The following is a 26,294-nucleotide window of genomic DNA, read 5'->3' on the forward strand; positions in this document are numbered from 1 at the left end:
TTCCGAGGCCTCGGTGAGGGGGCAATGTACGGTGCGGGTGGCCAGAAGCGTGTGCCCGACGACTTCGTGCGGGACTTCCGATTGGCCCTCCCCCCGCCCCCTGAGCAAAATGCCATCGCCGCCTTCCTCGACCGCGAGACGGGGAAGATCGATGCGCTGATGGAGGAGCAGAAGCGGTTAATCGAACTGCTCAAGGAGAAGCGTCAGGCCGTCATTTCCCATGCGGTCACCAAGGGTCTCGAACCGGATGCGCCGATGAAGCACTCCGGCGTGGAGTGGCTGGGCGACGTGCCAGAGCATTGGACCATCAAGCCCCTCAAACACATGGTCAGTCACGTAGTCGACTGCCTGCACACTACACCGACCTACGACGGTGAATTGTTGTACCCAGCAATCCGAACTGCTGATGTTGAGCGAGGGGTACTTTTGCTGCAACAGGCGAAACTGGTCTCGGAGGATGTATATCGCGAGCGCATACAACGCCTGAAGCCTGAGGAGGGAGACGTCCTATACTCACGAGAGGGAGAGAGGTTCGGCATGGCAGCGCTGGTTCCGTCCGGCGTAAATCTCTGCCTTGGTCAACGAATGATGATGTTCAGGGTCCAGCCCTCCGGCGCTCCCGGTTTCCTGATGTGGGCACTAAACAGTGAACCGATCTATCAGGAGGTACTGGCACGGACGGCTGGCGCTACGGCCCCGCACGCTAACATAAGCGACTTGATCAACTTCAGAGTTCCCTGCCCCCCAGACGCAGAACAGCAAGCCATTGCCCGCTGGTTAGATAGAGCGACCGGCCAGATTGACAGGTTAAGTGAGAAGGCGAACGGGGCCATCCTCCTTCTGCAAGAGAGGCGCTCCGCACTTATCTCTGCCGCCGTCACTGGCAAGATCGACGTGCGGCAACGCGCGGAAGTTGAGACGGCTGCATGAAGAGAACTCCCTCGGGAAGAGTTATTGCACGATTTACTCCGCCCGGGTGGATGGTAGAGCGGATCAGGTCCCTGTCGGAAGAGCTGATGCATTGCAAAGATGCTGCGGAGCGCCGAAGCCTCAGCGCAGAGCTTGCCCGGTTGCAGAAGACAATGGGCGGCCTAACCGTCGAGAAGCCCGACAGGAGCCGTGAAGCGTCCCGGGTGCCCCTGCCAAGGTCCTACATCGAAGAGCGGCAGGCCAAGATCAAGGACGGCGAGCGCATTTCCGGTCGCAAATCGGCCAAAGTTCACTTCGTCCAAGGCGGTGCCCCCGGAAGCGGAAAGGGGGGCAAGGGAAAATGAGCCTGCACAAGGAGATCAGCTTCGAGGCCGAAGTCTGCGAGCATCTTGCCGCGAGCGGTTGGCTCTACACCGAAGGCGAGCCCGCCTCCGCAGCCGTCACCGGCAGTATCGATGTGCGCCCGATGAACAGAGGAAACGATGGGTTGATGCAGATCAACAATGCAAGGGAGACTGTCAGCGTATGAGCGTCGAAACCATCTTGGCCGCTATTCCCACCATGGACGCGCAGAAACGCGCGACCGTTCGCGCCAATGCCGAGGTCAAGCTCAGCCACCCCAGTGCTGGAGGAGATGCTCGCCGCGTTATCGATGCGCTGGACGCCCAGATTGAACTCGAGGCCAGTGTCCTCTCCGTGCATGTCGCGGGGTTGCCAGTCGCGCGGCGTGTGGTCGAGGCCTTCACGCATCAGCCAATGTCCGAGACGGAACGCAGGATCACACAGGTCCTTCTGGACAACCCTGGCCTGTCGTCAGAAGGTCTGAGCCAGAAGCTCGGCTGGGGCGCCCAAAGCTGGCACATGCACTTTGGTGAGATGTGCAAGAAACGCGAGGCCCGGCTCTGGCCAGCCGACAACGCAGTAGTACGCAACGCGGCTTTCTTCAGCGGCATCCTTGCGGAGTGGTCCGAGGTCAGCGGTTGGAAGATGAAGTCCGAGGTCGCCGATGCATTTTCGGCGCTGGGGCTCAAAGCAAAACTCACGGGCGCGAGATGAGCCTGCACAAGGAGATCAGCTTCGAGGCTGAAATCTGCGATCATCTTGGCGCGAACGGCTGGCTCTACGCCGAGGGTGATGCTTCAGCCTATGACAGGACCCGTGCGCTGTTTCCCGCCGATATCGTGGCATGGGTCAAGGCGAGCCAGCCGAACGCCTGGGACACCTTGACGAAATCTCACGGCGCTGCGGCTGAGCCACTCCTGCTTGACCGCATCCGCAAGCAGTTCGATGAGCGAGCGACACTCGACGTGCTGCGTCACGGCGTCGAGATGATCGGCCTCAAGGCCCCTCTGGCACTCGCCCAGTTCAGGCCAGCGCTGGCGATGAATGCCGACATCCTCGCCCGCTACCGGGCCAACCGGCTGCGCGTCGTGCGGCAGGTGCGCTATTCGCTCGCCAACGAGAACGCCATCGATCTGGTGCTGTTCCTCAACGGCCTGCCCGTCGCCACCGTCGAGTTGAAGACCGACTTCACCCAGTCCGTCACCGACGCCGTCGACCAGTACAAGTTCGACCGTCTGCCGAACCCGAAAGGCAAGGCGCCCGAACCGATCCTGAGTTTCCCAAGCGGGGCTCTGGTTCACTTCGCGGTCAGCAACGCCGAAGTGATGATGACGACAAAACTCGAAGGTCCGCAGACGCGCTTTCTACCCTTCAACAGGGGCAACGACGGCGGCAAGGGGAACCCGCCTAACCCTAACGGTCATCCCACGGCCTATCTCTGGGAGGACATCTGGCAGCGGGACTCGTGGTTGGAAATCCTCGGGCGCTACATGGTCGCCGAGCGGGATGCGAAGAAGAAGATCAAGGGTCTCATCTTCCCGCGTTTCCACCAGCTCGACGCCACGCGCAAGCTCAGGGCCGCTGTTCTCGCCGAGGGCGCTGGCGGCAAGTACCTGATCCAGCACTCGGCGGGCTCAGGCAAGACCAACTCGATTGCATGGTCCGCGCACTTCCTGGCCGACCTGCACGACGATCAGCACCGCAAGGTGTTCGACACCGTACTTGTGGTGTCCGACCGCAACGTCATCGACACCCAGTTGCAGGAAGCGATCTTCAACTTCGAGCGCACGACTGGCGTTGTCGCCACCATCAAGAGCGAAGGCGGGGCCAAGAGCGGCCAGCTCGCGGAGGCGCTGGCGGGCGGCAAGAAGATCGTCGTCTGCACCATCCAGACCTTTCCGTTCGCCCTTTCAGCCGTCAGGGACCTCGCAGCATCGCACGGCAAGCACTTCGCGGTCATCGCCGACGAGGCCCATTCGAGCCAGACCGGCGAAGCGGCTGCCAAGCTCAAGGCCGTGCTATCCCCCGAGGAACTTGCCGACCTTGGCGATGGCGGGGAGGTCAGCTCGGAAGACATTCTGGCCGCCCAGATGGCATCGCGGGCGAGTGACAAGGGCATCACCTACGTCGCCTTCACCGCGACACCGAAGGGCAAGACGCTGGAGCTGTTCGGTCGCCGCCCCTTCCCCGATCAGCCAGCCAGCGAGACCAACCTGCCCGCCGCCTTCCACGTCTATTCGATGCGGCAGGCCATCGAGGAGGGTTTCATCCTCGACGTGCTTCAGAACTACACGCCCTACAGCCTCGCCTTCAAGCTTGCCCACGAGGGCAAGGAGATGGACGACACCGAGGTCGAGCGCAGCGCAGCGGTCAAGTTCCTGATGCGCTGGGTGCGGCTGCACGACTACAACATCAGCCAGAAGGTGCAGATCGTCGTCGAGCATTACCGTTCGCTGGTGCAGCCACTGCTCGACGGCAAGGCCAAGGCGATGGTGGTGGTGGGCAGCCGTGTGGAGGCCGTGCGCTGGCAACTCGCGATCAACAAGTACATCGGCGAAAAAGGCTACAAGCTGGGGACGCTGGTGGCGTTCTCGGGCGAGGTCAACGACCCGGCAAGCGGGCCTGACCCCTTCAGCGAAACCAGCAAGGAGCTGAACCCGGGGTTGAAGGGGCGTGATATCCGCGAGGCCTTCAAGCTGCCCGAGTACCACATCCTGTTGGTGGCCAACAAATTCCAGACCGGCTTCGACCAGCCGCTGCTGTGCGGCATGTATGTCGACCGGCGGCTGGCGGGCATCCAGGCCGTGCAGACGCTCTCGCGGCTTAACCGCGCGCACCCCGGCAAGGACACGACCTACGTCCTCGACTTCGTCAACTCCGGCGACGACGTCCTCAAGGCATTCCAGACCTACTACCAGACCGCCGCGCTGGAGAATGTGACCGACCCGAACCTTGTCTTCGACTTGCGGGCCAAACTCGACGCCCTCGGGCACTATGATGAGTTCGAGGTCGAGCGGGTGGTGAAAGTCGATTTGGAACCGGCGTCGAAGCAAGGCGACTTGATCGCCGCCATCACCCCTGTCGCAGACCGCCTCCTGCGGACCTACCGGGACGCACAGGAGCGCTTGCGCGTGGCCCGCTCGAAGGATGATGCCAAGGCAGCCAAGGACGCTCAGGACACCATGGACGCCCTTGTGCTGTTCCGTGCCGACATGGGCGCTTTCGTGCGCCTCTACGCCTTCCTGTCGCAGATATTCGACTACGGCAACACGGCCATCGAAAGCCGCCACATCTTCTACCGCCGCCTGATCCCACTGCTGGAGTTCGGACGCGAGCGGCAGGAGATCGACGTCTCTGGGCTGGTCTTGACCCATCATAAGCTGGCCGACAAGGGCAAACGGTCGCTCGCGCTGGGTGGCTTTGGGGAGCCATTGCAGCCCATCTACGACGCAGGCTTCGGGCAGGTGCAGGAGAAGCAGAAAGCCCTCCTGGCCGAGATCGTCGCCAAGCTGAACGACCTCTTCCAGGGCGTCGATGATGAAGACAGCGTTCGCTACGTCATGGGCGACATCAGGGGCCAGATGCTGAGATCGGATACACTGGTCGAACAGGCTGCTAACAACTCCAAGGAGCAGTTCGCCAACTCACCCGACATCCTCAAGTCTATCGTGAATGCGATCATGGATGCCGATGAAAGCCATTCAAGGCTGAGCAAGCAGGCGCTCGACTCGGCCAAGATACGCGAGGGCCTGAAGGATGTGCTGCTGGGGCCGGGGAACCTGTGGGAACTCCTGAGGGCAAGAAATGGCTCGGTCGACGTGATTAAGGGAGGCACTCCATGAGCAAGAACGGGACGTACAATGGCGGCAGTACGATAATACGTCCGGGCTCTGATTGGTTTTCCCGTACCGAGTCCCGCCCGGCAAAGTGGGACGATTTGCGGCTAACCTACCTGGACGCGATCATCACAGCGATGCTGCAGGGGAAGGATTACCCCAATCCCCCTCTTCGCGCCAGAACTCTGCTGGACGACGACGTTGCCCAAGCCGGCAACCCAGCCAAGTGGGCCAAGGCACAACCCGAATATAAGCACCGCGTGGGTGATCTCACGAGGCGGCTTAGAAAGGCTGGGGGCAAGGCCACGCTCTCGAACCCGAGGCAAGCCCTGGCCGATTCGGAGGCGGCTAACGATCCGCGTAGGAAGGCGCTTTTGGAGGAACGCGACAAATTCTCGCAGATGCTGCGCAAAGCGGAAGAGGTTGTGCGAGATTGTCGTGCGGGGATCGCTCGGGTAAACCGGAAACTCCAGCAGTTATAGATTGCGGATGACTTCTAGAAAATCCGTATCGACATTTCGCATGATCGACCTCACACAGTTCCTCCGTGGAGGTATTCGCTTCACTACAATCTATTAGACCTGCGTTAGCACCTTCTGCACCGACCCCTGCATACTCCGACCGACGCTTCGATCTTTGCAAATGTTGAGGTCTCTCCGGCGCAGTTCCGCAATCCTTGCTTGCAAAGGCATGGTCGGGCCGAAGGTAGGTCTGGGAGCGATTAACCTAACGCACCGTTATCGTTCTGGCCCTAACGAGGCCCCTTGCAAATAGCGTTCTGGCAGGTTCTTAGTTTACGGCAGGCGATCTGGGGGCTCTGTCAAGTTGTGCGCGCGTTTTCTTTAGTTCTGGCAGTTGGGGCAATTGTCGCGGCAGCGACAGGCCGGGTCGAGGCACTGGAATACAAGCCGGTTACTTCTCCGGGCCAGCAGACCTTCCTTTTGGTCTCCGGCGAATTTGGCATCAACGAACCCTTGAACGCGTTCAGCAACGCCGTTGCGAGCAGCGGGGCCGTGGCAATCGTTTTCGACTCTCCTGGCGGCAGTGTTGGCACCGCGATGCAGATAGGCCGCATGATCCGTGCAGCCGGATTGGACACGGTCCAGCTTCGCCAACTTGAATGCGCTTCCGCGTGTTCACTGGCCTTCATGGGCGGTGTCCACCGCGCAGCCGACCCAGGCTCCATCGGCGTTCATCGATCATCCTTCGCGCCAGACAGCGGTATGTCCGCCGACGAAGCTGTGGCCAGCGTCCAGGCTGTCACTGCCTTGGTCATGTCCTACATGAGCGACATGGGCGTGGATCCCAGACTCATGCAAATGGCCTTGAGCTATGATAGGTCCGACATGAGATACCTGTCGGCCAGCGAAATGGCCGACCTAAAGCTGACCAACGTTGCCGCGACGCGGACGCCGCTGGATACCTCTCAGCTGCCCGCCCGACCCACTCCCGCTCCCGAACCGAACGCCGTGGCCAAGCAGCAAATGGAGAGCGCTGCGGTGGCCTTCATCAAGGGGCTCATCGAGAGCCACGGGGCTAACGCTCAATTGGCCCTCGCGCAGGTTCAGGCGTCCTACGCTCTCTCCGTCGACTATTACGGGAAATGGACTGACCTGAACGCAATCATCGAGGACAAGATGAACTATTTCCAGCGCTGGCCCGAGCGGGTATACAGGGTCCACGACAACAGCGTCATGGCCACATGCGCCAACGACCAGTGCATGGTCTCGGGCGTCTATGACTGGGTTGTGCGCAGCCTGCCGAGACACAAGCAGGCAAAAGGCGTGGCGAACTTCAGCTACACGATCTCGGTTGGCCCCAACCCCAAAATCGTCGCAGAGACGGGCAAGGTTCAGCGCTGACTGGTGACTTGGCTGCAGGCCGAACCAGCGGACATTTTTGGCAGACCTGTGTTTCGGTATTTGCGTATGGAGCAAAAGCCATATCCCCCCGGTACCCCTTGGGGTAACCCGCATTCTCGCCCTATACCGCGCGTTCATCGTGGGCCGACCAGGCATTTTCGCCCCTGTGCGCTGCCCAATCTCGTCGTACTCCTTGTACAATCTGCAGAAATAAAGTCACTTCTGGCACAAGCTCTGATCTTGCTGCTTTGAGTTGACCAACGGGGCCTTCACAGGCCCCGTTTTCTTTTGCAGGACGGTCCGCGCTATAGCGACGACCGTGCCGTTTGCGGCGGCGCAAACCCGAACCGACGCTCTCTCTAAGACCTCGTCAATCACTTTGAACCGCAGATGAACGTCGGCATCAGCGCCGGTTCAGTCGCATCAGGGCATTTTGATGGCGTGTTCAAGGAGACACTACGCAAATGCTCGCTCGCCGCTTCACCATCGTCTGCCTGTTGATGAGCCTGTTCGGGATGCTCTTCGCCATCCTCGTGGCCGAAGCCGGCCGCCCGGCCCGTTCCTGGGATGCAGCCAGTTCCTGCCAATTCGATTGCATGAACCATTTTCGCCCCTGAGACGACAAAGACATAGATCCAAACAGAAAAGCAAAAGCCATGAACCGCATCGCCATCAACGCCCTCCAGACCCTTCGGCTCCTGCCGCGGGCGGCGCTCGTTCTGGTCGTGCTGTCGGCGCCGGTCCTGGCCATGCCGATGATGCGGGCCAATGCCGACACGACGATCGACGCGCCGGCGACGAAGAAGCATGGCGTCGGCTTTGTCTTGCTGGTCAGTCTGCAGCGCGGGTAAGGTGTGCCGGTATTAAGGTGATGCCGGCCTGCAAGTGGCGGCCTTTGGTGCTCACATACTTCGAGTACGCTCCGCTCCGGTTCTCGAAGCCAACCAGTTTGGTCGCTTCGCGCCCGTCCTCGACTCCGGCTCAGCCTTACCTGAATCTCAGCACACCTTGGGCGTGGACGAATAAATCGACCACTTGGCGGCCATCCTCCCCTCCCAAGTGCGGCCTCAAGTCTCTATATTGAGCCATGGAAAAGCGAATCTACCCACAAGCTATCGAATCGGTCGTCATGCCGGAGCCTTTCGGCAAGCAGAGCTTCGACGACGCCAAAAAGGCCGTGGCCGCCTTGCAGGTGCTCTACGACCGCAACACCAAGTTTCTGCGCGACTCCTTTGCCACGCTTGCCGCCGGCGGCGACGAAAGCAAGCGCTACCGCGCCTTCTACCCGGAGATCGGCGTCACCACCAATTCGTTCACCCAGATCGACTCGCGCCAGGCTTACGGCCACATGCCGACCCCCGGGCATTTCTCGACCACCATCACCCAGCCGGTGCTGTTCGAACGCTATCTCGTAGAGCAGCTTCGCCTGATCATGCGCAATCACGGCGTGCCGGTAACGGTTTCGGAATCGACCACGCCGATCCCGCTGCATTTCGCGTTCCTTGAAGGAACCCATGTCGATGGCGCCGCCGCCGACCGCATCAAACGGCCGATCCGCGACCTGTTCGACGTGCCGGATCTTGACGGCACCGACGACCAGATCGCCAACGGCACCTTCGAGGTCGCGTTCGGCGAACCAAGGCCGCTGGCGCCGTTCACGGCGCAGCGCATCGACTATTCGCTGCACCGCATGACGCACTACACGGCGACCAGCCCGCAGCATTTCCAGAACTTCGTGCTGTTCACCAACTACCAGTTCTACATCGACGAGTTCGTCGCCCGAGCGCGGGCTCAGATGGCTGAAGGCGGCCACGGCTATACCGAATTCGTCGAACCGGGCAATGTCATCACCAAGGCAGGGCAAAACGCGCCCAGCGAAGGCGTGGCGGCGCCGCGCCTGCCTCAGATGCCAGCCTATCATCTGAAGAAGCCGAACCATGGCGGCATCACCATGGTCAACATCGGCGTCGGCCCGTCCAACGCCAAGACGATCACCGACCATGTCGCGGTGCTGCGGCCACATGCATGGCTGATGCTCGGCCATTGCGCCGGCCTGCGCAACACTCAGGCGCTGGGCGACTATGTGCTGGCGCATGCCTATGTCCGGGAAGACCATGTCCTGGACGACGACCTGCCGGTGTGGGTGCCGATCCCGCCGCTAGCCGAGATCCAGGTGGCGCTGCAGGAGGCGGTCGCCGAAGTCACCGGACTTTCCGGCTACGATCTCAAGCGCATCATGCGCACCGGCACCGTCGCCACCATCGACAACCGCAACTGGGAACTGCGCGACCAGCGCGGACCGGTGCAGCGGCTGTCGCAGTCGCGCGCCATCGCGCTCGATATGGAATCGGCCACGATCGCCGCCAATGGCTTCCGCTTCCGCGTGCCCTACGGCACGCTGCTTTGCGTCTCCGACAAGCCGCTGCATGGCGAGTTGAAGCTGCCCGGCATGGCGACCGAATTCTACAAGCGGCAAGTGGCGCAGCATCTGACCATCGGCATCAAGGCGATGGAGAAGCTGGCGGAAATGCCGATGGAACGGTTGCATTCGCGCAAGCTGAGAAGCTTTTCGGAGACGGCCTTTCAGTAGACCGGCTTGCCGTAAATGTTTGCCGCGAGGCGTTTCGTCATCTTGATTGGGCCGCATTTCAGCCGATAAAGGCCTGATACCTCGCAATGTATTACCCGGTCTATGGGCAAAACCCGGTCTGATGGCACGCGTGCGAAAGATGATGGCTTCAATGGCGTTCCTGGCAATGCTCGGCCTCTCGGCCGCGCTTGTAGCCGGGTTCTTTGGCGCACTGCATCCGGCCTTCGATTCCTTCGCCCATTTCCGCATCCATTTTGCCGTGCTGATGGGGCTGATTGCGCTGCCGCTGCTCGCCACCTCGTTTCGCCTGCAGGCGGGCGTGGGCCTGCTGCTGGCCGTGGCCGCCTTCGCCAGCACGTTGAGCACCTTGCCGCGCCTGTGGCCGGTGCAGGCCGCCAATGACGCCGCGCCCGGCAACGAACCGGTCTACCGGCTGCTGCAGATGAACCTGCGTTTCAACAATCCGACACCCAAGAAGGTTCTTTCGCTGATTGCCAGGACCAACCCAGACGTGATCACGCTCGACGAAGTATCGGCCATGTGGGCGACCGAACTCGGCTATATCCAGAACGCCTATCCCTATCGCATCCTGTGCGCCCATCCCGAGGGCGTGTGGGGCGTGGCGCTTTTGTCCCGGCGACCTTTTGCGGCCGGCACCGAGCCGCATTGCGAACCGCGCGGCGCGATGGCGGCCGCCACCGTCGATTTCGGCGGCACTCCGGTCGATGTCGCGGCGATCCATTTGAGCTGGCCGTGGCCGAAGGAACAATACTGGCAGATCGGCGAGTTGACCGAGACGCTCACCTCGCTCGGCGAGACGGCGATCATGGCCGGCGACTGCAACGCCGTGCCGTGGAGCGCCGCGGTACGGCGCGTTGCCTCGCTCGGCGGACTGACCGTGATGCCGTCGGCCGGACCGACCTGGATCCACCGGACCCTGCCCGATTTCCTGCGGCGCTATGCGGGCCTGCCGATCGACCAGGTGTTTTCGAAGGGCGGGGTGACCATCCTGTCGTCGACGCAGATGGAAGAGACCGGTTCCGACCATCTGCCGGTGATGGTGGAATTTTCATTGATGCGCGACGAGACCAAGCCGGTCGACGAGGATTCTACCGCGACTGTGTCGCTGATCCAGCCCAGCATGGGCGGCTAGATCGTACGCCACGGGGCTTACGGTTTCACAAGCCTACCAAGGCCTCGATGATGCGCTCGACATGGCCGCCTTCACTGTGCTCGCGCGCGTCGAAGGCGATCTGTTTTGCCTCATAGAGCTTGGAAGTGGCTTGCAAGCGCCGCGTGGCTTCGACGCGCGTTTTGTTGCATTGCGGATCGTTGGCAAATTTCAGGCCGCGAACCGACCGCTCGGCAGCCTGCATCATCTGCCCGGCGATACGGCCATGGGTTCCTTCATGAGCGAGAACGCCTGTGAAAAACCGGTTCCAGCGTTTGCGCAGCGCCGGCGTGACGGCCGAGGCGACGCGCGGGTAGGTGTAGGCGATGTTGAGCGTTCCATTGGCCTGGCGCAGGCGGCAGACGCCGTTGACCTGACCCACGTCCAGGCTCCAGTCGGCGGTGTAGCTTGTCTGCGCGATGGCATGGGTCATGAAACCGTGCTTGGGGCCCCTGCGGTTCATGGCGATAACCAGACCGGCACCTGTCGCGCCGGTGATGTCATAGGTTCGCGTCTTGACGACGGTTTTCACCCCCGCCGACGCCGTCCCGACGACGCCGCAGGCCGCGCTTACGACGGCGACGCAAAACAAGACCAACACGCGCATGCCATTTTCCCCATGGACGCGGCAATGAGACCACAAGCAGACGACGGTTTCAACAATCTTTGGCGCCGAGCGCCTTACATGCCTTGGTAAACCCGGCCATCGCCGCCATTTTTGCTGGTTGAGACGGCCCCGGTCGGTGAGGCTCACATGCCCTGATAGACCGGGCCTTCGCCGCCTTGTGGCGGCACCCAGTTGATGTTCTGGTTGGGATCCTTGATGTCGCAGGTCTTGCAGTGCACGCAGTTCTGCGCGTTGATGACGAAACGCACATCCTTGGCAGACGGATCGGCGGCGGCGTTGCCGTCCTTGTCGACCCATTCGTAAACACCGGCCGGGCAATAGCGGGTCGAAGGCCCGGCAAAGACATCATGCTCGGAACGCTTCTGCAACTCCATGTCGCCGACGATGAGATGCACCGGCTCGTTTTCCTCGTGATTGGTGTTGGACAGGAACACCGAGGACAGGCGGTCGAAGGTCAGCACGCCGTCCGCTTTGGGATAGGCGATCTTCTTGTGCTTGGCCGCGGGCTCAAGCGTGGCATAATCGGCCTTGCCATGTTTCAGCGTGCCGAAGGGCGAGAAGCCGAACAGCGTGTTCAGCCACATGTCGAGACCACCGAGGCCGACGCCGATAATGGTGCCGAAGCGCGACCAGAGCGGCTTGACGTTGCGGACCTTCTTCAAATCCTTGCCGATATCGGTCGCGCGCCAGGCGTCCTCATAAGACGACAGTTCGTCATTGGCGCGGCCGGAGCCGATCGCTTGCGCGACATGCTCGGCCGCCAGCATGCCGGACAGCACCGCATTGTGCGAACCCTTGATGCGCGGCACGTTGACGAAGCCCGCCGCACACCCCATCAGCACGCCGCCGGGGAAGGAGAGTTTCGGCACCGACTGCCAGCCGCCTTCGGTAATGGCGCGCGCGCCGTAGCCGATGCGCTTGGCGCCCTCGAAGGTGCGCGATATCGCCGGATGCGTCTTGAAGCGTTGGAATTCCTCGAAGGGCGACAGCCAGGGGTTCTTGTAGTTGAGATGCAGGACGAAGCCGACCGCGACCTGGTTATCCTCGAGGTGGTAGAGGAAGGAGCCGCCGCCTGTCTTCAGGTCGAGCGGCCAGCCGAAGGAGTGCTGCACCAGGCCCGGCCGGTGGTTCTCGGGCTTGACCTGCCACAGCTCCTTGAGGCCGATGCCGTATTTGCCGGGCTCACGGCCGTCGGACAGTTTGTATTTTGCGATCAGCTGCTTGGACAGCGAACCGCGCGCGCCCTCGCCGATCAGCACGTATTTGCCCATCAGCGCCATGCCCGGCGCAAAGCCCGGGCCATGTGTGCCGTCTTTTTCGACGCCCATGTCGCCGGTGATGACGCCCGTGACGGCGCCGGCATCGTTGTAGACGAGGCTGACGGCAGCAAAGCCCGGATAGATTTCGACGCCTAGCGCTTCAGCCTTGGTTGCCAGCCAGCGGCAGACATTGCCGAGCGAGACGATGTAGTTGCCGTGATTGCTCATCAGCGGCGGCATCAGGATATTGGGCAGACGGAACGAGCCGGCGGGGCCGAGCACCAGGAAATCGTCGGCCGTAACCGGCGTCTTGAAGGGGTGGCCATCTTCCTCGCGCCAGCCCGGCAACAGGCGGTCGATGCCTATGGGATCGACGACGGCGCCTGACAGAATGTGGGCACCAACCTCGCCGCCCTTTTCCAACACCACGACGGAAAGCTCGGGATTGACCTGCTTGAGACGGATCGCTGCGGCAAGGCCCGCCGGGCCGGCCCCGACGATGACCACGTCGAATTCCATGCTCTCGCGTTCGATCTCGCTCATCAACCCCTCCGCACTGGCCGACCGTTTCCGGGCATTTTGCTGGCTCCTGCGCTGCATAGCGCATCAATCCGCGACAGGAAACCGGCGCTGACGTGACAATGCCGATTTCGACAAAAAGTCGCGGATGACAACTCTGCCGCAAGCGTTTTGCGCGCGGCCGCGCTCAGCGTCCCATATTTTAATTGTTCGACGGCTCTCTTATCGGCCATACTTATTTCCATGCGCACGCCGTCCGGCTATTCATTGACGCGCTTCCCCCTTCCGCCCGGCCGGACCTGCCGAGCGATCCTTCTCGCCCTTTCAATGCTTACGCCGGTTCGCGCTCAGGCCGAGCCGGTGAAGGTGTGGGCGACCGGCGCCTATTCCTTTTCCGACGAGCTTGGCGGTTTCCACATCACCGGCGCCTCGGGCACCGGCACCAAGGAAGATCCGTTGGTCATCTCCGAGGAGCTGAATTCGTCGACGCCGGTGACGCTCACCATCCGCACCACCAAACCGATCCAGCCGTTCAGCACCAACGGCGAATTCGCCAACGGCATCCTGTACATGCGTATCGAGGTGCTCAACAACAGCGGCCAGGCCTGGGTTGAATTCCAGTTCGAGCTGCAGGAGATACTCAACCAGCCGAGCGTGTTCGGCGACGGCCTGTCCTTCGACCAGCGCAACAAGACGCCCGACAACATCCTGTCGAGCGCGTACGCCGATTTCGACCGCGATTTCGAACCCTATGACCGGCTCTTGTTCAAGAGTGGACAGATCGACCCGCTGAAGAGGGGACGCTTCGAGTTTCTGATCACCGACTACACGCCGCGCTGGACGTTCTATCTGGTGCAGGATCCGCGGATACCGACGGGGTAAGCGGCAGACGCCGTGAAAATCGCCACGAAATGCCCTTCGTGATTGGCGAAAGCCGACGAGCGCGTAATCTCCCTCCTTGAGGGGGAGATTACTAACCGCCCAACCTTGCAAATCGTCTCTCGGCGGACGAATGTGCCCGGTATGACTGCCGCCTCCCCCAACAACCGATCCGACCTGGCCGAGTTGCTCGCCTTCTACGCCTCTGCCGGTGTCGACGAAGCGTTGGAGGACGCGCCGGTGAACCGGTTTGCCGGGGCAGCACCGAAGCGCCCCGAGCGCACAACGGCGCCTGCCGCGCCGCCTCGCGAAAACAAGTTTCCGGAACAAGCCGCCGCCAGCCCCGGGCTGGACGCAAGCCGGGTGCCGGACGCGCCGGCGCGTTCCGTTCCGGCCATGGCGACGGTGCCCGACGAGGCACAGGCGGCCCTGGCCCGGCAAATGGCGGCAAGTGCCTCGACGCTCGACGAACTGCGCCAGCACATGGCGTCGTTCGATGGCTGCAACCTCAAATTCACCGCCAAGAACCTGGTCTTTGCCGACGGCAATCCGGAAGGTTCGGTGATGTTGGTCGGCGAGGCGCCCGGCCGCGACGAGGATATTGAGCGCCTGCCCTTCGTCGGCCGCTCGGGCCGGCTGCTCGACCGCATGCTGGCGGCGATCGGGCTTGACCGGACTTCGGTCTATATCGCCAACGTCATTCCCTGGCGGCCACCCGGCAACCGCACGCCGACGCCGCACGAGACCGAAATCTGCCGTCCCTTCATCGAGCGGCAGATAGAGCTGGTCAATCCGAAGGTGCTGGTCAATCTCGGCGGCCCTTCGGCCAAAACCCTGCTCAACACGACCGAGGGCATCCTGCGCCTGCGCGGCAATTGGCAGGTGCACACGACGGTGTCGGGCACTGCCATTCCGGCCATGCCGACGCTGCACCCGGCCTATCTCTTGCGGACGCCGGCGCACAAGAAACTGGCGTGGCGGGATTTTCTCGAGGTGAAGGCGAAGTTGCGGGAGCTGGGGTGAAGCGCGCCTCTTCCTTCCACCCTTGTGGGGGAAGGTGGATCGGCGCGCAGCGCCGAGACGGATGAGGGGTGTTCCAGCGGAGTGAGACGTTGGCGTTCCCTGGAACACCCCTCATCCGACCGAGCTTCGCTCGGCCACCTTCTCCCACAGGGGGAGAAGGGAGAACCGCGCCAATGACCTCCCAGGTAATTGAAATACGCCTCTCCCCGGCCTACTCATCCCCCATGACAACAGCCCAAACCTCCGCCGGCAGCCTGATCCGCGAATGGCGCACGCGCCGGCGCATGAGCCAGCTTGATCTCGCAATGGAGGCTGAGATTTCCCAGCGTCATCTCTCCTTCGTCGAAAGCGGCCGCGCCGCGCCCTCGCGCGAGATGGTGCTGCATCTGGCCGAGCAGCTTGAGATTCCGCTGCGGCAGCGTAATCAGCTGTTGCTGGCTGCCGGCTTTGCCCCGAGCTTCAGCGAGCGGCCACTCACAGATGCGACGCTGGCGCCGGCGCTTGCCGCGGTCGAGAGCGTGCTCAAAGGGCATGAGCCGTTCCCCGCCCTGGCCGTCGACCGGCACTGGAACCTGATTTCCGCCAATGCCGCCATCGGCCCGTTTCTGGCCGATGTTGCCGAGCCGTCGCTGCTCCAGCCGCCGGTCAATGTGCTGCGCCTCAGCCTGCACCCGAACGGCATCGCACCGCGCATCGTCAATCTCGCGGAATGGCGGGCGCATCTGCTGGAGCGGCTGAAACACCAGAACGATGCCGCCGGCGATCCCGTCCTGGTCGAGCTGGAGCGCGAATTGCGAACCTATCCGTCCGGGCTCAAGGGTGCGCGGCCGGTGCCGGTCGAGCCCAACGGCATCGTCCATCCGCTGCGGCTGGCGCATGGCGACCAGGTGCTGTCCTTCATCAGCACCATCACCGTCTTCGGCACGCCGCTTGACGTGACGCTGTCGGAACTGGCGATCGAGTCTTTCTTCCCGGCCGACGAGCAGACGCGAGCGGTGCTGGTGCGGCTGGCGAAGGAACGTGCGGAAGCTAACTGAGCCAACCCCGCGGACCTCCTCACCCCTGTGGTGGCGCTGCCTTGCGCGTTCGGGTGCGTTCCAGGCCGAGTTGGCGCTCGCGCCAGATGATGAACATGCCGGCGGCAACGACGATCACACCGCCGACGAGCGTGTTGATGGTGGCGATATCGCCAAAGGCGAAATAGCCGACGACGACACCGAGGATCATCGAGGTGTATTCGAACGGCGCCACCACCGAGGCCTCGGCGTGGCGATAGGCTGCCGTCATCAGGATCTGCGCCAGCCCGCCGCAGAAGCCTGCGGCGACCAGAAGGCCGGTCTGCAATAGCGTCAGCGCCTGCCAGCCGAAAGGCAGCGAAAACAGCGCCATGACGCTCGCCGTCGCCGAAAACCACAACACAATGGTCGCTGTCCGTTCGGTCTGAACCAGATTGCGCACGAGCAGGATGGCATTGGCGGAGATTGCCGCTGAGAAGAGAGCAGCGATGACGCCCAGCACCTCCTGGTCGCCGAGCGCGGCGCCCGACGTGAGCAGCGTCAGCTCCGGCCACGAGATGATCAGCACGCCGACCAGACCGACCGCAACCGCGCTCCAGCGATAGACGCGGATAGCTTCGCCGAGGAACAGCGAAGAGAACACCACCACCAGCAAAGGCTGGGCATAGTTCAGCGTGATCGCTTCCGGCAGCGGCAGCCGGGTCAGCGCGAAGAAGCCGAGCCCCATGGCGCAAACGCCGACGACACCGCGCGCAATGTGGTTCAGCGGGCGTTTGGTGGCGAACGCCGTACCGAGTTTTCTCTTGAAGGCCAGGAAGACGATGATCGGGAAGATGGCGAAGAAGGAGCGGAAGAAGACGATCTGGCCGGCCGGCAAAGTGCCGGCGGCCTTGATGCAGGTTTGCATGCCGACAAAGACTGCCACCGACATGACCTTGAGCATGATCCCAGTGAGAACATTAGAGCGCCGCGCGTCGTCTTCGACGCGTAAAGGACGCTCTGACACTTTAAATCTGCGCATCGTGCTTTCCAAAAATCGACATTGATTTTTGGGCCGATGCGCGCCGGGATGATCGGACAGTTTCCCGCCCGCTTCGTCTCCAGGCCCGGCTTTCACTGTTTTGTTGCTTCCCGGATCTCCGCTGAGATGCGCGTCGAACGACGCGGTACACAGGCGCCCATGCCGAACTTCGATGTGACGACGGTCATCAAGGCCTCACGATAATGGCGGAAGGGGAACGCCCCGAAATAGGCATTGGCGCAGTTTTGTCGAGTGACCGTTTCGTGTAAAGAGCGCGCAACTTTAGATTTAATGGGCCAGGACACGTCAGCGGCTCCGATAGCGACAGGGAAACCCAAGGGAATGCGAACCGATACCGGCCAGGTCTTCAAGCTCGAAGACTACCGCCCCAACGACTTTTCCATCCCGCAAACCGGCCTCACCTTCCGCCTTTCGCCAGACGCAACGCGTGTCACCGCAGTGCTGACGATCGAACGCCGCGATGGCGCCGCCGCCTCGACGTCGCTGGTGCTGGACGGCGACGGGCTGGTGCTCAAGCGCATTGCCATCGACGGTCGCGAGCTTGCCCCGGCCGAGTATCTCGCCACGCCGGACCAGCTGACCATTTTGAGGCCGCCGGCCCGTTTCCAGCTGCTGCTCGAGACCGAGATCGCGCCGGCCAGCAATGAGGCGCTGATGGGCCTCTACCGCTCCAGCAATGTCTATTGCACGCAATGCGAGGCCGAGGGCTTTCGCCGCATCACCTATTTCCTCGACCGCCCCGACATCCTGTCGGTCTATACCGTGCGTATCGAGGCGAGGCTGGACGAAGCGCCGCTGTTGCTTTCCAACGGCAATCCGGTCGAAAGCGGCGCGCTTGCCGACGGCTGGCACTTTGCAGTCTGGGACGACCCCTTCCCCAAGCCGTCCTATCTGTTTGCGCTCGTGGCCGGCAATCTCGGCAAGGTTGCGGACAGTTTCGTCACCATGTCCGGGCGCGAGGTCGAACTCGGCATCTATGTCGAGCCAGGCAAGGAGGGGCTTGCCGGCTACGCCATGGATGCGCTGAAGCGCTCGATGCAATGGGACGAGCAGGCCTTCGGCCGCGAATACGACCTCGACGTCTTCAACATCGTCGCCGTTTCCGACTTCAACATGGGGGCCATGGAGAACAAGGGCCTCAATATCTTCAACGACAAATATGTGCTGGCCGACCGGGAAACCGCCACCGATGCCGATTTCGCCAATATCGAGGCGATCATCGCGCATGAGTATTTCCACAACTGGACCGGCAACAGGATCACCTGCCGCGACTGGTTCCAGCTCTGCCTCAAGGAAGGGCTGACGGTCTTTCGCGACCATGAATTCTCCGCCGACCAGCGCTCGCGCGCGGTCAAGCGCATCGCCGAAGTGCGCACGCTGAGGGCACACCAGTTCCCCGAGGACCAGGGACCGCTGGCGCATCCGGTGCGGCCGCGCCGCTACCGCGAGATCAACAATTTCTACACGGCGACCGTCTACGAAAAAGGCTCGGAAGTCGTGCGCATGATCCGCACTATCCTCGGGGCCGAGGCTTTCCGCGCCGGCATGGATCTCTATTTCGAGCGCCATGACGGCGAGGCCGCGACGATCGAGGACTTCCTGAAGGTGTTCGAGGACGTCTCCGGGCGCGACCTGTCGCAGTTCGCGCTCTGGTATCACCAGGCGGGCACGCCGAACCTGACCGTCAGTTCGACGCACAATCCGGCGACGCGCGAGTTTACGCTCGAGATCGAGCAGTCGGTGCCGCCGACACCGTCGGAGAGCCGCAAGCGCCTGATGCACATTCCGCTCGCCTTCGGCTTGGTCGGCGCCGGCGGCGAACCGGTCACCTATGGCGGCGTCGAAGGCGCCACCGTCGAAGACGGTGTCATCCATATCCGCAAGCGCCGACATATGGTGCGCTTCTCAGGCGTCGCCGAGCGGCCGGCGGTGTCGCTCAATCGCGGCTTTTCGGCGCCGATCACACTTTCGGTCGAGCAGAAGGCCGACGACCAGTTCTTCCTCGCCGGCCATGACAGCGATGCCTTCGCGCGCTGGCAGGCGTTCAACACGCTGCTCACCGATGCGCTGATAGCGGCCTTCCGCCAGATCCTCGGCGGCGCGAAGCCGGCTTTCACCGCCAGGCTGACCGGACTTGCCGGCAAGATCGCCGGCGACGAGACCCTGGAACCTGCCTACCGGGCGCTGGCGCTGTCACTTCCGGGCGAGGCCGACATTGCCCGCGACATCGGCACGAACATCGATCCCGACGCCATCTTTGCCGCTCGCGAGGCGTTGGCGCTGGCAATCGCGCGCGCCAATCAGCAAACGTTCACCGACCTATACGGCCGCCTCGCCGGCGACGGGCCGTTCAGCCCCGACGCGGCAAGTGCGGGACGCCGCGCGCTGCGCAACATCCTGCTCGACTACCTCTCGCTGCTGCCGAAAGGTGCTGCGCTCGCCGCCCGGCATTTCGAAACCGCGACCAACATGACCGACCGCGCCGCAGCGCTGACCGTCCTTGCGCACCGCCATGACGGTTCGCCGGAGGCGATCAAGGCGCTGGCCGATTTCGAGGCGCGTTATGGCGCCGATCCGCTGGTCATGGACAAATGGTTCCAGATCCAGGCCAGCGTGCCGGGACGCCGGACAGTCGACACGGTACGCGAGCTGACTGGTCACGCAGCTTTCTCGATGGCCAATCCGAACCGGGTGCGCTCGCTGGTCGGCACATTCGCCAGCGCCAACCAGACCGGCTTCCACCGCGCCGATGGCGAAGGGTACCGGTTTTTTACCCAGACCGTACTCGAGGTTGAAAAACGCAATCCGCAAGTGGCGGCCAGGCTGGCGACAGCGCTGCGCTCGTGGCGCTCGCTGGAGCCGGGCAGGCAAGCCAAGGCCAGGGAAGCGCTGCTGGCGATCGCCGGTGCCGAGAACCTGTCGGCGGATTTGCGGGACATTGTGGAGCGAACGCTGGCCTGATCCCTCCCCCTTGAGGGGACGGTGGACAGCCGCCGAAGGCGGATGGACGGGTGGGGTCGTTGCGGCAGTGCGCGACCTCGACCAACTTCGACCGTGATTGAGAGAGTCGAGCGCTTCGCCGAGGACCCCACCCGGCCCTTCGGGCCACCCTCCCCTCAAGGGGAGGGATTTCAGCGTTTTTCAATCAATTTTTAATGTTTTTCGGCCGCGCCTCTGGACAAGGCGAATCACCTTTGATTCTTTACAGACGATTCGGATGTGCGGTGTTGCCGGATCGTCAAGCGTACGGAAATTCGGGGAGTGCCATTTATGGCCAAGGCGGACGCGTGGGGCGCGCCCGAAGGGACGGCTTTTGAGCGGCGCAAGGCGCGAGGCGACGGCCTCGCCGGCAATACGCGGCTCATCGCTGAACCAGCCTACCGGCGGCTCCTGGCTGCCGAACCCCTTCTGCGCCGTTCGATACCGGCTCTCATCATCATCTTCCTGATCGTCATCGCCGCACTGCGCGTGCTGTCGCTGATGAACGAGCGCGACGAGGCCGAGCGCGACGGTAAGGCGGTGCTAGGTCTCGCCGCCGGCCAGATGGCGAACGCAATCTCGGCCGACCCGACCGCGGCATCCAGCGGTGCAATTGATCTTCTGGAAAGCACGAGCCGCCAGGGCGCCATGGGCAGAAGCCATGTGCTTGTGATCACCGACAGCGCCTTCAAGATCATTGCCGTGTCGCCGCTGTCGACCGGCTGGCAAGGGCGATCGCTGGACAGCCTGGTGCTGGACGGCCAGCCGCTGTTCATGTTCGGCGACCGCGCCGGGGTCATGGATGTCAGCATCGGCGGCCAGGATTGGTACGCGGCGGTGAGCCTGACCCGGGACCGCAAGAACGCCGCCGCCGTGCTGGTGCCGCAGGAAGCGGCGTTCGACAACTGGCGCAAGACCGTCTCGCTCAACGTCACGCTGTTTGTGCTGACAGCCGGCGTGCTGATCATCATCCTCTACGCTTATTTCGGCCAGGCATCGCGCGCCCAGACAGCCGACCGCATCTATCTCGAAGCCCATCAGCGCATCGACATGGCGCTGGTTCGCGGTCGCTGCGGCCTGTGGGACTGGGACATGGTGCGCGGCAAGATGTACTGGTCGCGCTCGATGTACGACATGCTGGGCTACGAGCCCTGCAACTCGATGCTGTCGTTCGGCGAGGTCGACGACATCATCCACCCCGAGGACGGCGACCTGTTCGAGCTGGCCAACAAAATCGTCGAGCGCGAGATCGACCATATCGACCAGGTGTTCCGGATGCGTCACGCCGACGGCCAGTGGGTGTGGATGCGCGCCAGGGCCCAGGTGATCGACCCGGAAGCGCCTGAGATCCAGCTGATCGGCATTGCCGTCGACGTCACCGAGCAGCGGCATCTGGCGCTGCGCTCGGAGGCGGCCGACCTGCGCCTGCGGACCGCAATCGAAAACATCAACGAATCCTTCGTGCTGTGGGATGCCGCCCAGCGCCTGATCATGTGCAATTCCAAATACCAGAAGGACAACGGCCTGTCGGACCGCGACGTCATGCCGGGCGCTGCGCGCGCCGTGCTTGAAGAGCGCATGCTGGCCTTCGCCTCTGAACGGCGGCTGGCCAACACCAACGGGCCGCAAGGGGGCGCAACCTTCGAGCGGCAGCTCTCCGACGGCCGCTGGCTGCAGGTCAACGAACTGAGGACCCGGGACGGCGGCACGGTCTCCGTCGGCTCCGACATCACCCAGATCAAGCTGCACCAGGAAAAGCTGGTCGACAGCGAGCGCCGGCTGATGGCGACCATCCACGACCTCAGCCTCGCCCGCCGGGCCGAGGAAGAGCGCGCCAAGGAACTGGTCGAGCTCAACCGCGAATATATGAAGGAAACCGAGCGCGCCGAGGCCGCCAATCGGGCCAAATCCGAATTCCTAGCCAACATGTCGCACGAGCTGCGCACGCCGCTCAACGCCATCATCGGGTTCTCCGAACTGATGGAACAAGGCCTGTTCGGGCCGCTCGGTTCGCCGCGCTACGAGGAATATGCCAACGACATCAACGGCAGCGGCAAATATCTGCTCGGCGTCATCAACGACATACTCGATATGTCGAAGATCGAAGCCGGCCAATTCTCGGTGGACCGCGAGGAAATCGATCTCTGCCCGCTGATCCGCGAGACGGTGCGGGTGATCTCGCTGCAGGCGGCGGAGAAATCGATCACGGTCGAAACCCGCATCGCCGATACGATGACGCTGTTCGCCGACCGCCGGGCGATCAAGCAGATCGCCATCAATCTGCTGTCGAATGCGGTGAAGTTCACCGGCCAGGGCGGCCATATCTCGGTGCGCGCCCGCAACACGTCAGGCGCGCTGGTGCTGACCATCGAGGACAATGGCTGCGGCATTCCGAAGGAGGCACTGAGCAAGCTCGGCCGCCCCTTCGAACAGGTGCAGAACCAGTTTTCGAAGAACCACGCCGGCTCCGGCCTCGGCCTTGCCATCTCGCGCTCGCTGGCCGAGCTGCAGGGCGGCGCGCTGAAAATCCGCTCGACCGAAGGCGTCGGCACGATCGTGTCGGTGCGCATTCCGGTGAAGAAGCCGGCGCTGGCGGTGAAGGCGGCGGCCTGACGGCCCGCCAATGCGAGCGGTGCTCTCCGCCGCGTTCAAGGACTGAGTAGCCCCGGTCATGCAAGGGCTCCGGCGGCTTTCGCCGCCGGAGACATATCGCCATTTCACTCCATGCTGTCGTCGCCGCCGTCCCATTGGTGGTGGCGGTCCATGCGGCCTTTCTTTGGGATTTCGTTGCGCTCGATCTTGCCGTCATTGTTGCGGTCGAGCATGGCGAACACCTTCTTCTCGCGCCCGGTGATGTCGTCCGTGGTCAGCGTGCCGTCGCCCTTGCTGTCGTAGCGGGCAACTATGCGCTTGGCCATTTCCTCGAACCGCGCCTTCTCCAGCGCGTCAGCGAGCTGGGCGACTGTCAGCTTGCCGCCATTATCGGCGACCAGCTTCTTCAGCCGCGCGTTCATGGCGTCGGAAAACTGGTCGAAGCTGATGGTGCCGTTGGAATCCTTCATCGCCTTGTCGAGGCGCATCATGGTGCCCTCGCGCATTCTGGCGCTGGCATTGTTCTCGGCATAGGCGGTGGTGCCGACGGCGCCGGCAAGCGCGATGAAGGCAAGGGCAAGTCCGGTTGTCTTTCTCATGGGTATCTCCTGTTGCATCGTCACCCCCGATGCGATCCGAAACAGCCGCCAGCGCTTCACGCCCTCACAACCGTTTCGTACGAAGCAAAAGGTCGAAATCCTTTCTGACCTTTTGCGACGTCTCCTTGAGGTGTGCTTCCAGCACACCGAAATCCGGCAGGTCAGTCACCGCCAGAAGCAGATCCGACAGTCCCGGCGGAACGTCATCGCGTTCGAATGCGCCGGTGAGGCAAAGCCGCGTCATCTGGGTCAGCGCCAGATAGAGTTGGTAGGCTTCGCAAAGCTGCTGCCTGACGTCAGCCTCGGCGAAATCCGGCGACAGATGCGCCAGGATTTCGCCGGTCGCGGTCACCCTGCGGCCGCCTTCGACCTGCCCGGTTATAACCGCCACCTGCGCGATGAATTCGAGGTCGATGAGGCCGCCGGAGATGAGCTTGATGTCCCAGAGATCGCGCGGCGATTTTTCCTTCTCGATCAGCGCGCGCATCTCGGATGCCTCCGCCCTCACCTTGGCGGCGTCGCGCGGCAAGGCCAGAAGTGCCGCCACCTCGGCCTCGACCTCGGCGCAAAGGGCAGCGTCACCGCCGATGGCGCGAGCCCTTGCCAAAGCCATGTGCTCCCAGGTCCAGGCCTCCTGGCGCTGGTATTTCTTGAAGGCGTCGATATGGGTCGCCACCGGCCCCTTGTTGCCGGATGGCCGCAAGCGCAGGTCGAGTTCGTAGAGAACGCCCTCGGCGGTCGGCGCCGAGACAGCCGCGATCAGCCGCTGCGTCATCCTGGTGTAGTAGTGCGACGGTGCGAGCGGCTTGTCGCCGTCGGACTCGTCGGCATCCGGGTCGTGATCGTAAAGCAGGATAAGGTCGACGTCCGAACCCGCCGTCAATTCGCGGCTGCCGAGCTTACCCATGCCGAGCAGCGAAACCGTGCCGCCGGCGATACCGCCGTGGCGCAGCGCGAATTCGGTGGTCACCGCCTGCAATGCGGCGTCGATGGTGAGGTCGGCGAGATCGGAAAAGGCGCGGCCGGCGCGCGCCGGGTCGATCGAGCCGGCGAGCAGCCTGACACCGATCAGGAATTTCTGCTCGGAGGCAAAGATGCGCAGCCGGTCAAGCACATCCTCGTAGGGCCTGTCGCCATCGATGAAAGCGGCCAACCGCGCTGAGAGATAGGCGCGGTTGGGCAGTTCGGTGAGCAGCGCCGGGTCGAGCAGACCGTCGAAGACATGCGGGCGCCTTGTGATGATTGCCGCCAGCCGAGGCGCGGCGCCCATGATCGTCGCCATTAGTTTCAGCAGGGCGGGATTCGACTGCAGCAGCGAAAACAGCTGGATGCCGGCGGGCAGGCCGGCGAGGAATTCGTCGAAGCGAACCAGCGCCTCGTCGGCCCGGCGCGTCTGGCCGAAGGCTTTGAGCAGCGCCGGCGTCAGTTCGGTCAGCCGCTCGCGCGCTTCCGCAGACTGGGTGACGCGGTAGCGGCCGAAATGCCAGCCTCGAATCACGCGGCAGATGTCGCTTGGCCGCTGGAAGCCAAGGCCGTGCAAGGTCTGCAGCGTGTCGGGATCGTCGACATCGCCGGTGAAGACCAGATTGCCGACGCCGGCCGACAATTCAGGCGCGGTCTCGAACAGCGCGGCGTAATGGCGCTCGACCTCATGCAAAGCCGCGCGAAAGGTTTCGGCAAATCTGGCGGCATCGGCAAAGCCCAGCATGTGGGCGATGCGTTCCAGCCCTTCATCATCGTCGGGCAGAATATGCGTCTGCTCGTCGGCGACCATCTGGATGGCGTGTTCCACGCCGCGCAGAAACCAATATTGCTGCGTGAGCGCGTCGCGTGCATCGGCGGTGATCCAGTTGCGCGCCGCCAGCGCACCCAGCATCGGCACCGTCTCGCGGCCGCGCAGCTCCGGAAAACGGCCGCCGGCGATCAGTTGCTGGGTCTGGACGAAGAACTCGATTTCGCGAATGCCGCCGCGGCCGAGCTTGACGTTGTGTCCTTTGACCGCGATCTCGCCATGACCCTTGTGGGCATGGATCTGGCGCTTGATCGAATGAACGTCGGCGATCGCCGCATAGTCCATGTATTTGCGCCAGACATAGGGCTGCAATTCCCGCAGGAACGCATCCCCGGCATCGAGATCGCCGGCCACGGGACGCGCCTTGATCATGGCGGCGCGCTCCCAGTTCTGGCCGCGCGCCTCATAGTAGCGAAGTGCTGCCTCGACCGGGATCGCCAGCGGCGTCGAGCCTGGATCGGGACGAAGCCTCAAATCGGTGCGGAAGACATAGCCGTGCCCGGTGCGGTCCTGCAGGATGCGGACCAGCCTGCGGGTCAGGCGCGCAAACAGCTCGGTGGCGTCCAGCGGATCGACGATCGCCGGCGCATCCGGATCGAAAAAGACGACGAGGTCGATGTCGGAGGAGAAATTCAGTTCATGCGCGCCAAGCTTGCCCATGCCGAGCAGGATCCAGCCGGATTGCCGTGACGGATTTTCGGGATCGGGCAATTTGAGCTTGCCCTGGCTGTGCGCGTCGCGCAGCAGGAAGTCGACCGCCGCGCAGGTACAGGCATCGGCGAGATTGCTGAGGCGCCTTACCGTCAGCGCGGTATCGGCCTCGCCGGAGAGGTCTGCAAGTGCGATCAGGAAGTGACCTTCACCCTTCCACTGCCTGAGTTCCATCATCAGGCTGGATTCGGAAACGGTCTCGGCAAAGGCGGCCTTGCCGATCGCTTCGGCAATGCTGGTCAGCCTGGCCTCGACACCGTCATCGAACAGCGCGTCGAGGACTTGCGGCCGGCGGCGCGCGACATCGCGGAGGAAGGGCGAGAGATCGAAGACGGCAGCGAGAAACTCCTGTGCGGCGCCCTTGCCCCCTAGAAATTTCGCCAGACGCGGCAGGTTCTCGTCCTTGGCATCGCCAGCGATCTCCGACAGTTCACGCCGGGCGCGAGTCTCATCCAGCGGCGCGAGCTGCGCCGCCAGTTGCAGGCGCCATTCGGTCTCGATCCGTTTCGCAGCCATCCTCACCG

At 63.0% G+C, this 26,294-nt stretch carries 21 protein-coding genes; 15 read left to right on the plus strand and 6 right to left on the minus strand.

Translation table 11 applies throughout. The features are described from left to right. The 10 genes from NKI35_RS24280 to NKI35_RS24325 all read left to right on the plus strand — a co-directional run. Positions 1-930 (plus strand): restriction endonuclease subunit S (locus NKI35_RS24280; protein WP_352741650.1); only part of this gene is annotated, 930 nt, incomplete at its 5' end. Between the two features lie 340 nt (positions 931-1,270). After that, complete coding sequence (locus tag NKI35_RS24285; RefSeq protein ID WP_352443856.1) at positions 1,271-1,459, plus strand: hypothetical protein; 189 nt, start codon at positions 1,271-1,273, stop codon at positions 1,457-1,459. Further along, positions 1,456-1,986: a hypothetical protein gene (locus tag NKI35_RS24290; RefSeq protein WP_352443857.1), complete on the plus strand. Its 531-nt coding sequence runs from the start codon at positions 1,456-1,458 to the stop codon at positions 1,984-1,986. Before NKI35_RS24285 ends, NKI35_RS24290 begins: the two co-directional genes overlap by 4 nt. Continuing rightward, positions 1,983-5,114, plus strand: a complete 3,132-nt coding sequence (locus tag NKI35_RS24295) for a type I restriction endonuclease subunit R (protein WP_352741651.1) — start codon at positions 1,983-1,985, stop codon at positions 5,112-5,114. Before NKI35_RS24290 ends, NKI35_RS24295 begins: the two co-directional genes overlap by 4 nt. Next, the gene (locus tag NKI35_RS24300) at positions 5,111-5,590 is read left to right on the plus strand and encodes a hypothetical protein (RefSeq protein WP_352741652.1); all 480 of its coding nucleotides are present in this window, start codon (positions 5,111-5,113) and stop codon (positions 5,588-5,590) included. The genes NKI35_RS24295 and NKI35_RS24300 overlap by 4 nt, the downstream gene beginning before the upstream one ends. 282 nt (positions 5,591-5,872) lie before the next feature. After that, positions 5,873-6,970 carry a COG3904 family protein gene (locus NKI35_RS24305; protein WP_352741653.1) on the plus strand — a complete coding sequence of 366 codons (1,098 nt, stop codon included), beginning with the start codon at positions 5,873-5,875 and terminating at the stop codon, positions 6,968-6,970. Between the two features lie 464 nt (positions 6,971-7,434). After that, positions 7,435-7,587 (plus strand): hypothetical protein, encoded by a 153-nt coding sequence (locus NKI35_RS24310; protein WP_023692826.1) that lies wholly within the window; start codon positions 7,435-7,437, stop codon positions 7,585-7,587. A 39-nt stretch (positions 7,588-7,626) separates the two neighbouring features. Continuing rightward, the gene (locus NKI35_RS24315) at positions 7,627-7,821 is read left to right on the plus strand and encodes a hypothetical protein (RefSeq protein ID WP_023670200.1); all 195 of its coding nucleotides are present in this window, start codon (positions 7,627-7,629) and stop codon (positions 7,819-7,821) included. 278 nt (positions 7,822-8,099) lie between these two features. Further along, entirely contained in the window at positions 8,100-9,560 is a 1,461-nt protein-coding gene (locus NKI35_RS24320; protein ID WP_023731828.1) for an AMP nucleosidase, read from the plus strand. Between the two features lie 139 nt (positions 9,561-9,699). Beyond that, positions 9,700-10,713: an endonuclease/exonuclease/phosphatase family protein gene (locus tag NKI35_RS24325; protein WP_502897169.1), complete on the plus strand. Its 1,014-nt coding sequence runs from the start codon at positions 9,700-9,702 to the stop codon at positions 10,711-10,713. A gap of 25 nt (positions 10,714-10,738) precedes the next feature. On the opposite strand, the gene NKI35_RS24330 is transcribed toward NKI35_RS24325, so the two are convergent. Then, positions 10,739-11,338, minus strand: a complete 600-nt coding sequence (locus NKI35_RS24330; RefSeq protein WP_352652881.1) for a DUF922 domain-containing protein — start codon at positions 11,336-11,338, stop codon at positions 10,739-10,741. A 143-nt stretch (positions 11,339-11,481) separates the two neighbouring features. Next, a complete protein-coding gene (locus tag NKI35_RS24335; RefSeq protein WP_352741655.1) occupies positions 11,482-13,161 on the minus strand; it encodes an electron transfer flavoprotein-ubiquinone oxidoreductase in 1,680 nt (559 codons plus the stop codon). A gap of 303 nt (positions 13,162-13,464) precedes the next feature. Between NKI35_RS24335 and NKI35_RS24340 the strand changes: the two genes are divergently transcribed. The 3 genes from NKI35_RS24340 to NKI35_RS24350 all read left to right on the plus strand — a co-directional run bounded on the left by NKI35_RS24340 (position 13,465) and on the right by NKI35_RS24350 (position 16,076). Then, positions 13,465-14,019 carry a hypothetical protein gene (locus NKI35_RS24340; RefSeq protein ID WP_023698594.1) on the plus strand — a complete coding sequence of 185 codons (555 nt, stop codon included), beginning with the start codon at positions 13,465-13,467 and terminating at the stop codon, positions 14,017-14,019. Between the two features lie 141 nt (positions 14,020-14,160). Then, positions 14,161-15,039 carry a uracil-DNA glycosylase gene (locus tag NKI35_RS24345; RefSeq protein WP_352741656.1) on the plus strand — a complete coding sequence of 293 codons (879 nt, stop codon included), beginning with the start codon at positions 14,161-14,163 and terminating at the stop codon, positions 15,037-15,039. Positions 15,040-15,263: 224 nt separating this feature from the next. Continuing rightward, positions 15,264-16,076 (plus strand): helix-turn-helix domain-containing protein, encoded by an 813-nt coding sequence (locus tag NKI35_RS24350; RefSeq protein WP_023670193.1) that lies wholly within the window; start codon positions 15,264-15,266, stop codon positions 16,074-16,076. 19 nt (positions 16,077-16,095) lie between these two features. Here NKI35_RS24350 and NKI35_RS24355 read toward each other — a convergent pair whose 3' ends face one another. Beyond that, positions 16,096-16,998, minus strand: coding sequence for a DMT family transporter (locus NKI35_RS24355; protein WP_023670192.1), 903 nt, complete (start codon positions 16,996-16,998; stop codon positions 16,096-16,098). A gap of 170 nt (positions 16,999-17,168) precedes the next feature. Continuing rightward, positions 17,169-17,381 carry a hypothetical protein gene (locus NKI35_RS24360; RefSeq protein ID WP_155922471.1) on the minus strand — a complete coding sequence of 71 codons (213 nt, stop codon included), beginning with the start codon at positions 17,379-17,381 and terminating at the stop codon, positions 17,169-17,171. Positions 17,382-17,418: 37 nt separating this feature from the next. Here NKI35_RS24360 and pepN point away from each other — a divergent pair, with 37 nt between their 5' ends. Both pepN and NKI35_RS24370 read left to right on the plus strand, forming a co-directional pair. Continuing rightward, on the plus strand, positions 17,419-20,058 hold the full coding sequence (pepN, locus tag NKI35_RS24365; RefSeq protein WP_352741657.1) for an aminopeptidase N: 2,640 nt from the start codon (positions 17,419-17,421) through the stop codon (positions 20,056-20,058). A 309-nt stretch (positions 20,059-20,367) separates the two neighbouring features. Next, on the plus strand, positions 20,368-22,689 hold the full coding sequence (locus NKI35_RS24370; RefSeq protein ID WP_352538488.1) for a PAS domain-containing sensor histidine kinase: 2,322 nt from the start codon (positions 20,368-20,370) through the stop codon (positions 22,687-22,689). Positions 22,690-22,793: 104 nt separating this feature from the next. Here the strand turns inward: NKI35_RS24370 and NKI35_RS24375 are convergent, their stop codons facing one another. Both NKI35_RS24375 and NKI35_RS24380 read right to left on the minus strand, forming a co-directional pair. Next, positions 22,794-23,267 carry an EF-hand domain-containing protein gene (locus NKI35_RS24375; RefSeq protein WP_352741658.1) on the minus strand — a complete coding sequence of 158 codons (474 nt, stop codon included), beginning with the start codon at positions 23,265-23,267 and terminating at the stop codon, positions 22,794-22,796. A gap of 64 nt (positions 23,268-23,331) precedes the next feature. Then, complete coding sequence (locus tag NKI35_RS24380) at positions 23,332-26,286, minus strand: bifunctional [glutamine synthetase] adenylyltransferase/[glutamine synthetase]-adenylyl-L-tyrosine phosphorylase (RefSeq protein ID WP_502897168.1); 2,955 nt, start codon at positions 26,284-26,286, stop codon at positions 23,332-23,334. Positions 26,287-26,294: the final 8 nt, after the last annotated feature.

It is taken from the genome of Mesorhizobium sp. M0676 (assembly GCF_040320535.1).
Lineage (GTDB): Bacteria > Pseudomonadota > Alphaproteobacteria > Rhizobiales > Rhizobiaceae > Mesorhizobium.

What these genes read in the sequence shown, in the direction of transcription:
- NKI35_RS24325 (WP_502897169.1), top strand. Translation starts at nt 9,700, where the DNA reads ATGATGGCTTCAATGGCGTTCCTGGCAATGCTCGGCCTCTCGGCCGCG.
- NKI35_RS24320 (WP_023731828.1), top strand. Translation starts at nt 8,100, where the DNA reads ATGCCGGAGCCTTTCGGCAAGCAGAGCTTCGACGACGCCAAAAAGGCC.
- NKI35_RS24350 (WP_023670193.1), top strand. Translation starts at nt 15,264, where the DNA reads ATGACAACAGCCCAAACCTCCGCCGGCAGCCTGATCCGCGAATGGCGC.
- NKI35_RS24370 (WP_352538488.1), top strand. Translation starts at nt 20,368, where the DNA reads ATGGCCAAGGCGGACGCGTGGGGCGCGCCCGAAGGGACGGCTTTTGAG.
- pepN (WP_352741657.1), top strand. Translation starts at nt 17,419, where the DNA reads ATGCGAACCGATACCGGCCAGGTCTTCAAGCTCGAAGACTACCGCCCC.
- NKI35_RS24355 (WP_023670192.1), bottom strand. Translation starts at nt 16,998, where the DNA reads ATGCTCAAGGTCATGTCGGTGGCAGTCTTTGTCGGCATGCAAACCTGC.
- NKI35_RS24375 (WP_352741658.1), bottom strand. Translation starts at nt 23,267, where the DNA reads ATGAGAAAGACAACCGGACTTGCCCTTGCCTTCATCGCGCTTGCCGGC.
- NKI35_RS24295 (WP_352741651.1), top strand. Translation starts at nt 1,983, where the DNA reads ATGAGCCTGCACAAGGAGATCAGCTTCGAGGCTGAAATCTGCGATCAT.
- NKI35_RS24285 (WP_352443856.1), top strand. Translation starts at nt 1,271, where the DNA reads ATGAGCCTGCACAAGGAGATCAGCTTCGAGGCCGAAGTCTGCGAGCAT.
- NKI35_RS24345 (WP_352741656.1), top strand. Translation starts at nt 14,161, where the DNA reads ATGACTGCCGCCTCCCCCAACAACCGATCCGACCTGGCCGAGTTGCTC.
- NKI35_RS24380 (WP_502897168.1), bottom strand. Translation starts at nt 26,286, where the DNA reads ATGGCTGCGAAACGGATCGAGACCGAATGGCGCCTGCAACTGGCGGCG.
- NKI35_RS24330 (WP_352652881.1), bottom strand. Translation starts at nt 11,338, where the DNA reads ATGCGCGTGTTGGTCTTGTTTTGCGTCGCCGTCGTAAGCGCGGCCTGC.
- NKI35_RS24300 (WP_352741652.1), top strand. Translation starts at nt 5,111, where the DNA reads ATGAGCAAGAACGGGACGTACAATGGCGGCAGTACGATAATACGTCCG.
- NKI35_RS24335 (WP_352741655.1), bottom strand. Translation starts at nt 13,161, where the DNA reads ATGAGCGAGATCGAACGCGAGAGCATGGAATTCGACGTGGTCATCGTC.
- NKI35_RS24310 (WP_023692826.1), top strand. Translation starts at nt 7,435, where the DNA reads ATGCTCGCTCGCCGCTTCACCATCGTCTGCCTGTTGATGAGCCTGTTC.
- NKI35_RS24315 (WP_023670200.1), top strand. Translation starts at nt 7,627, where the DNA reads ATGAACCGCATCGCCATCAACGCCCTCCAGACCCTTCGGCTCCTGCCG.
- NKI35_RS24340 (WP_023698594.1), top strand. Translation starts at nt 13,465, where the DNA reads ATGCTTACGCCGGTTCGCGCTCAGGCCGAGCCGGTGAAGGTGTGGGCG.
- NKI35_RS24290 (WP_352443857.1), top strand. Translation starts at nt 1,456, where the DNA reads ATGAGCGTCGAAACCATCTTGGCCGCTATTCCCACCATGGACGCGCAG.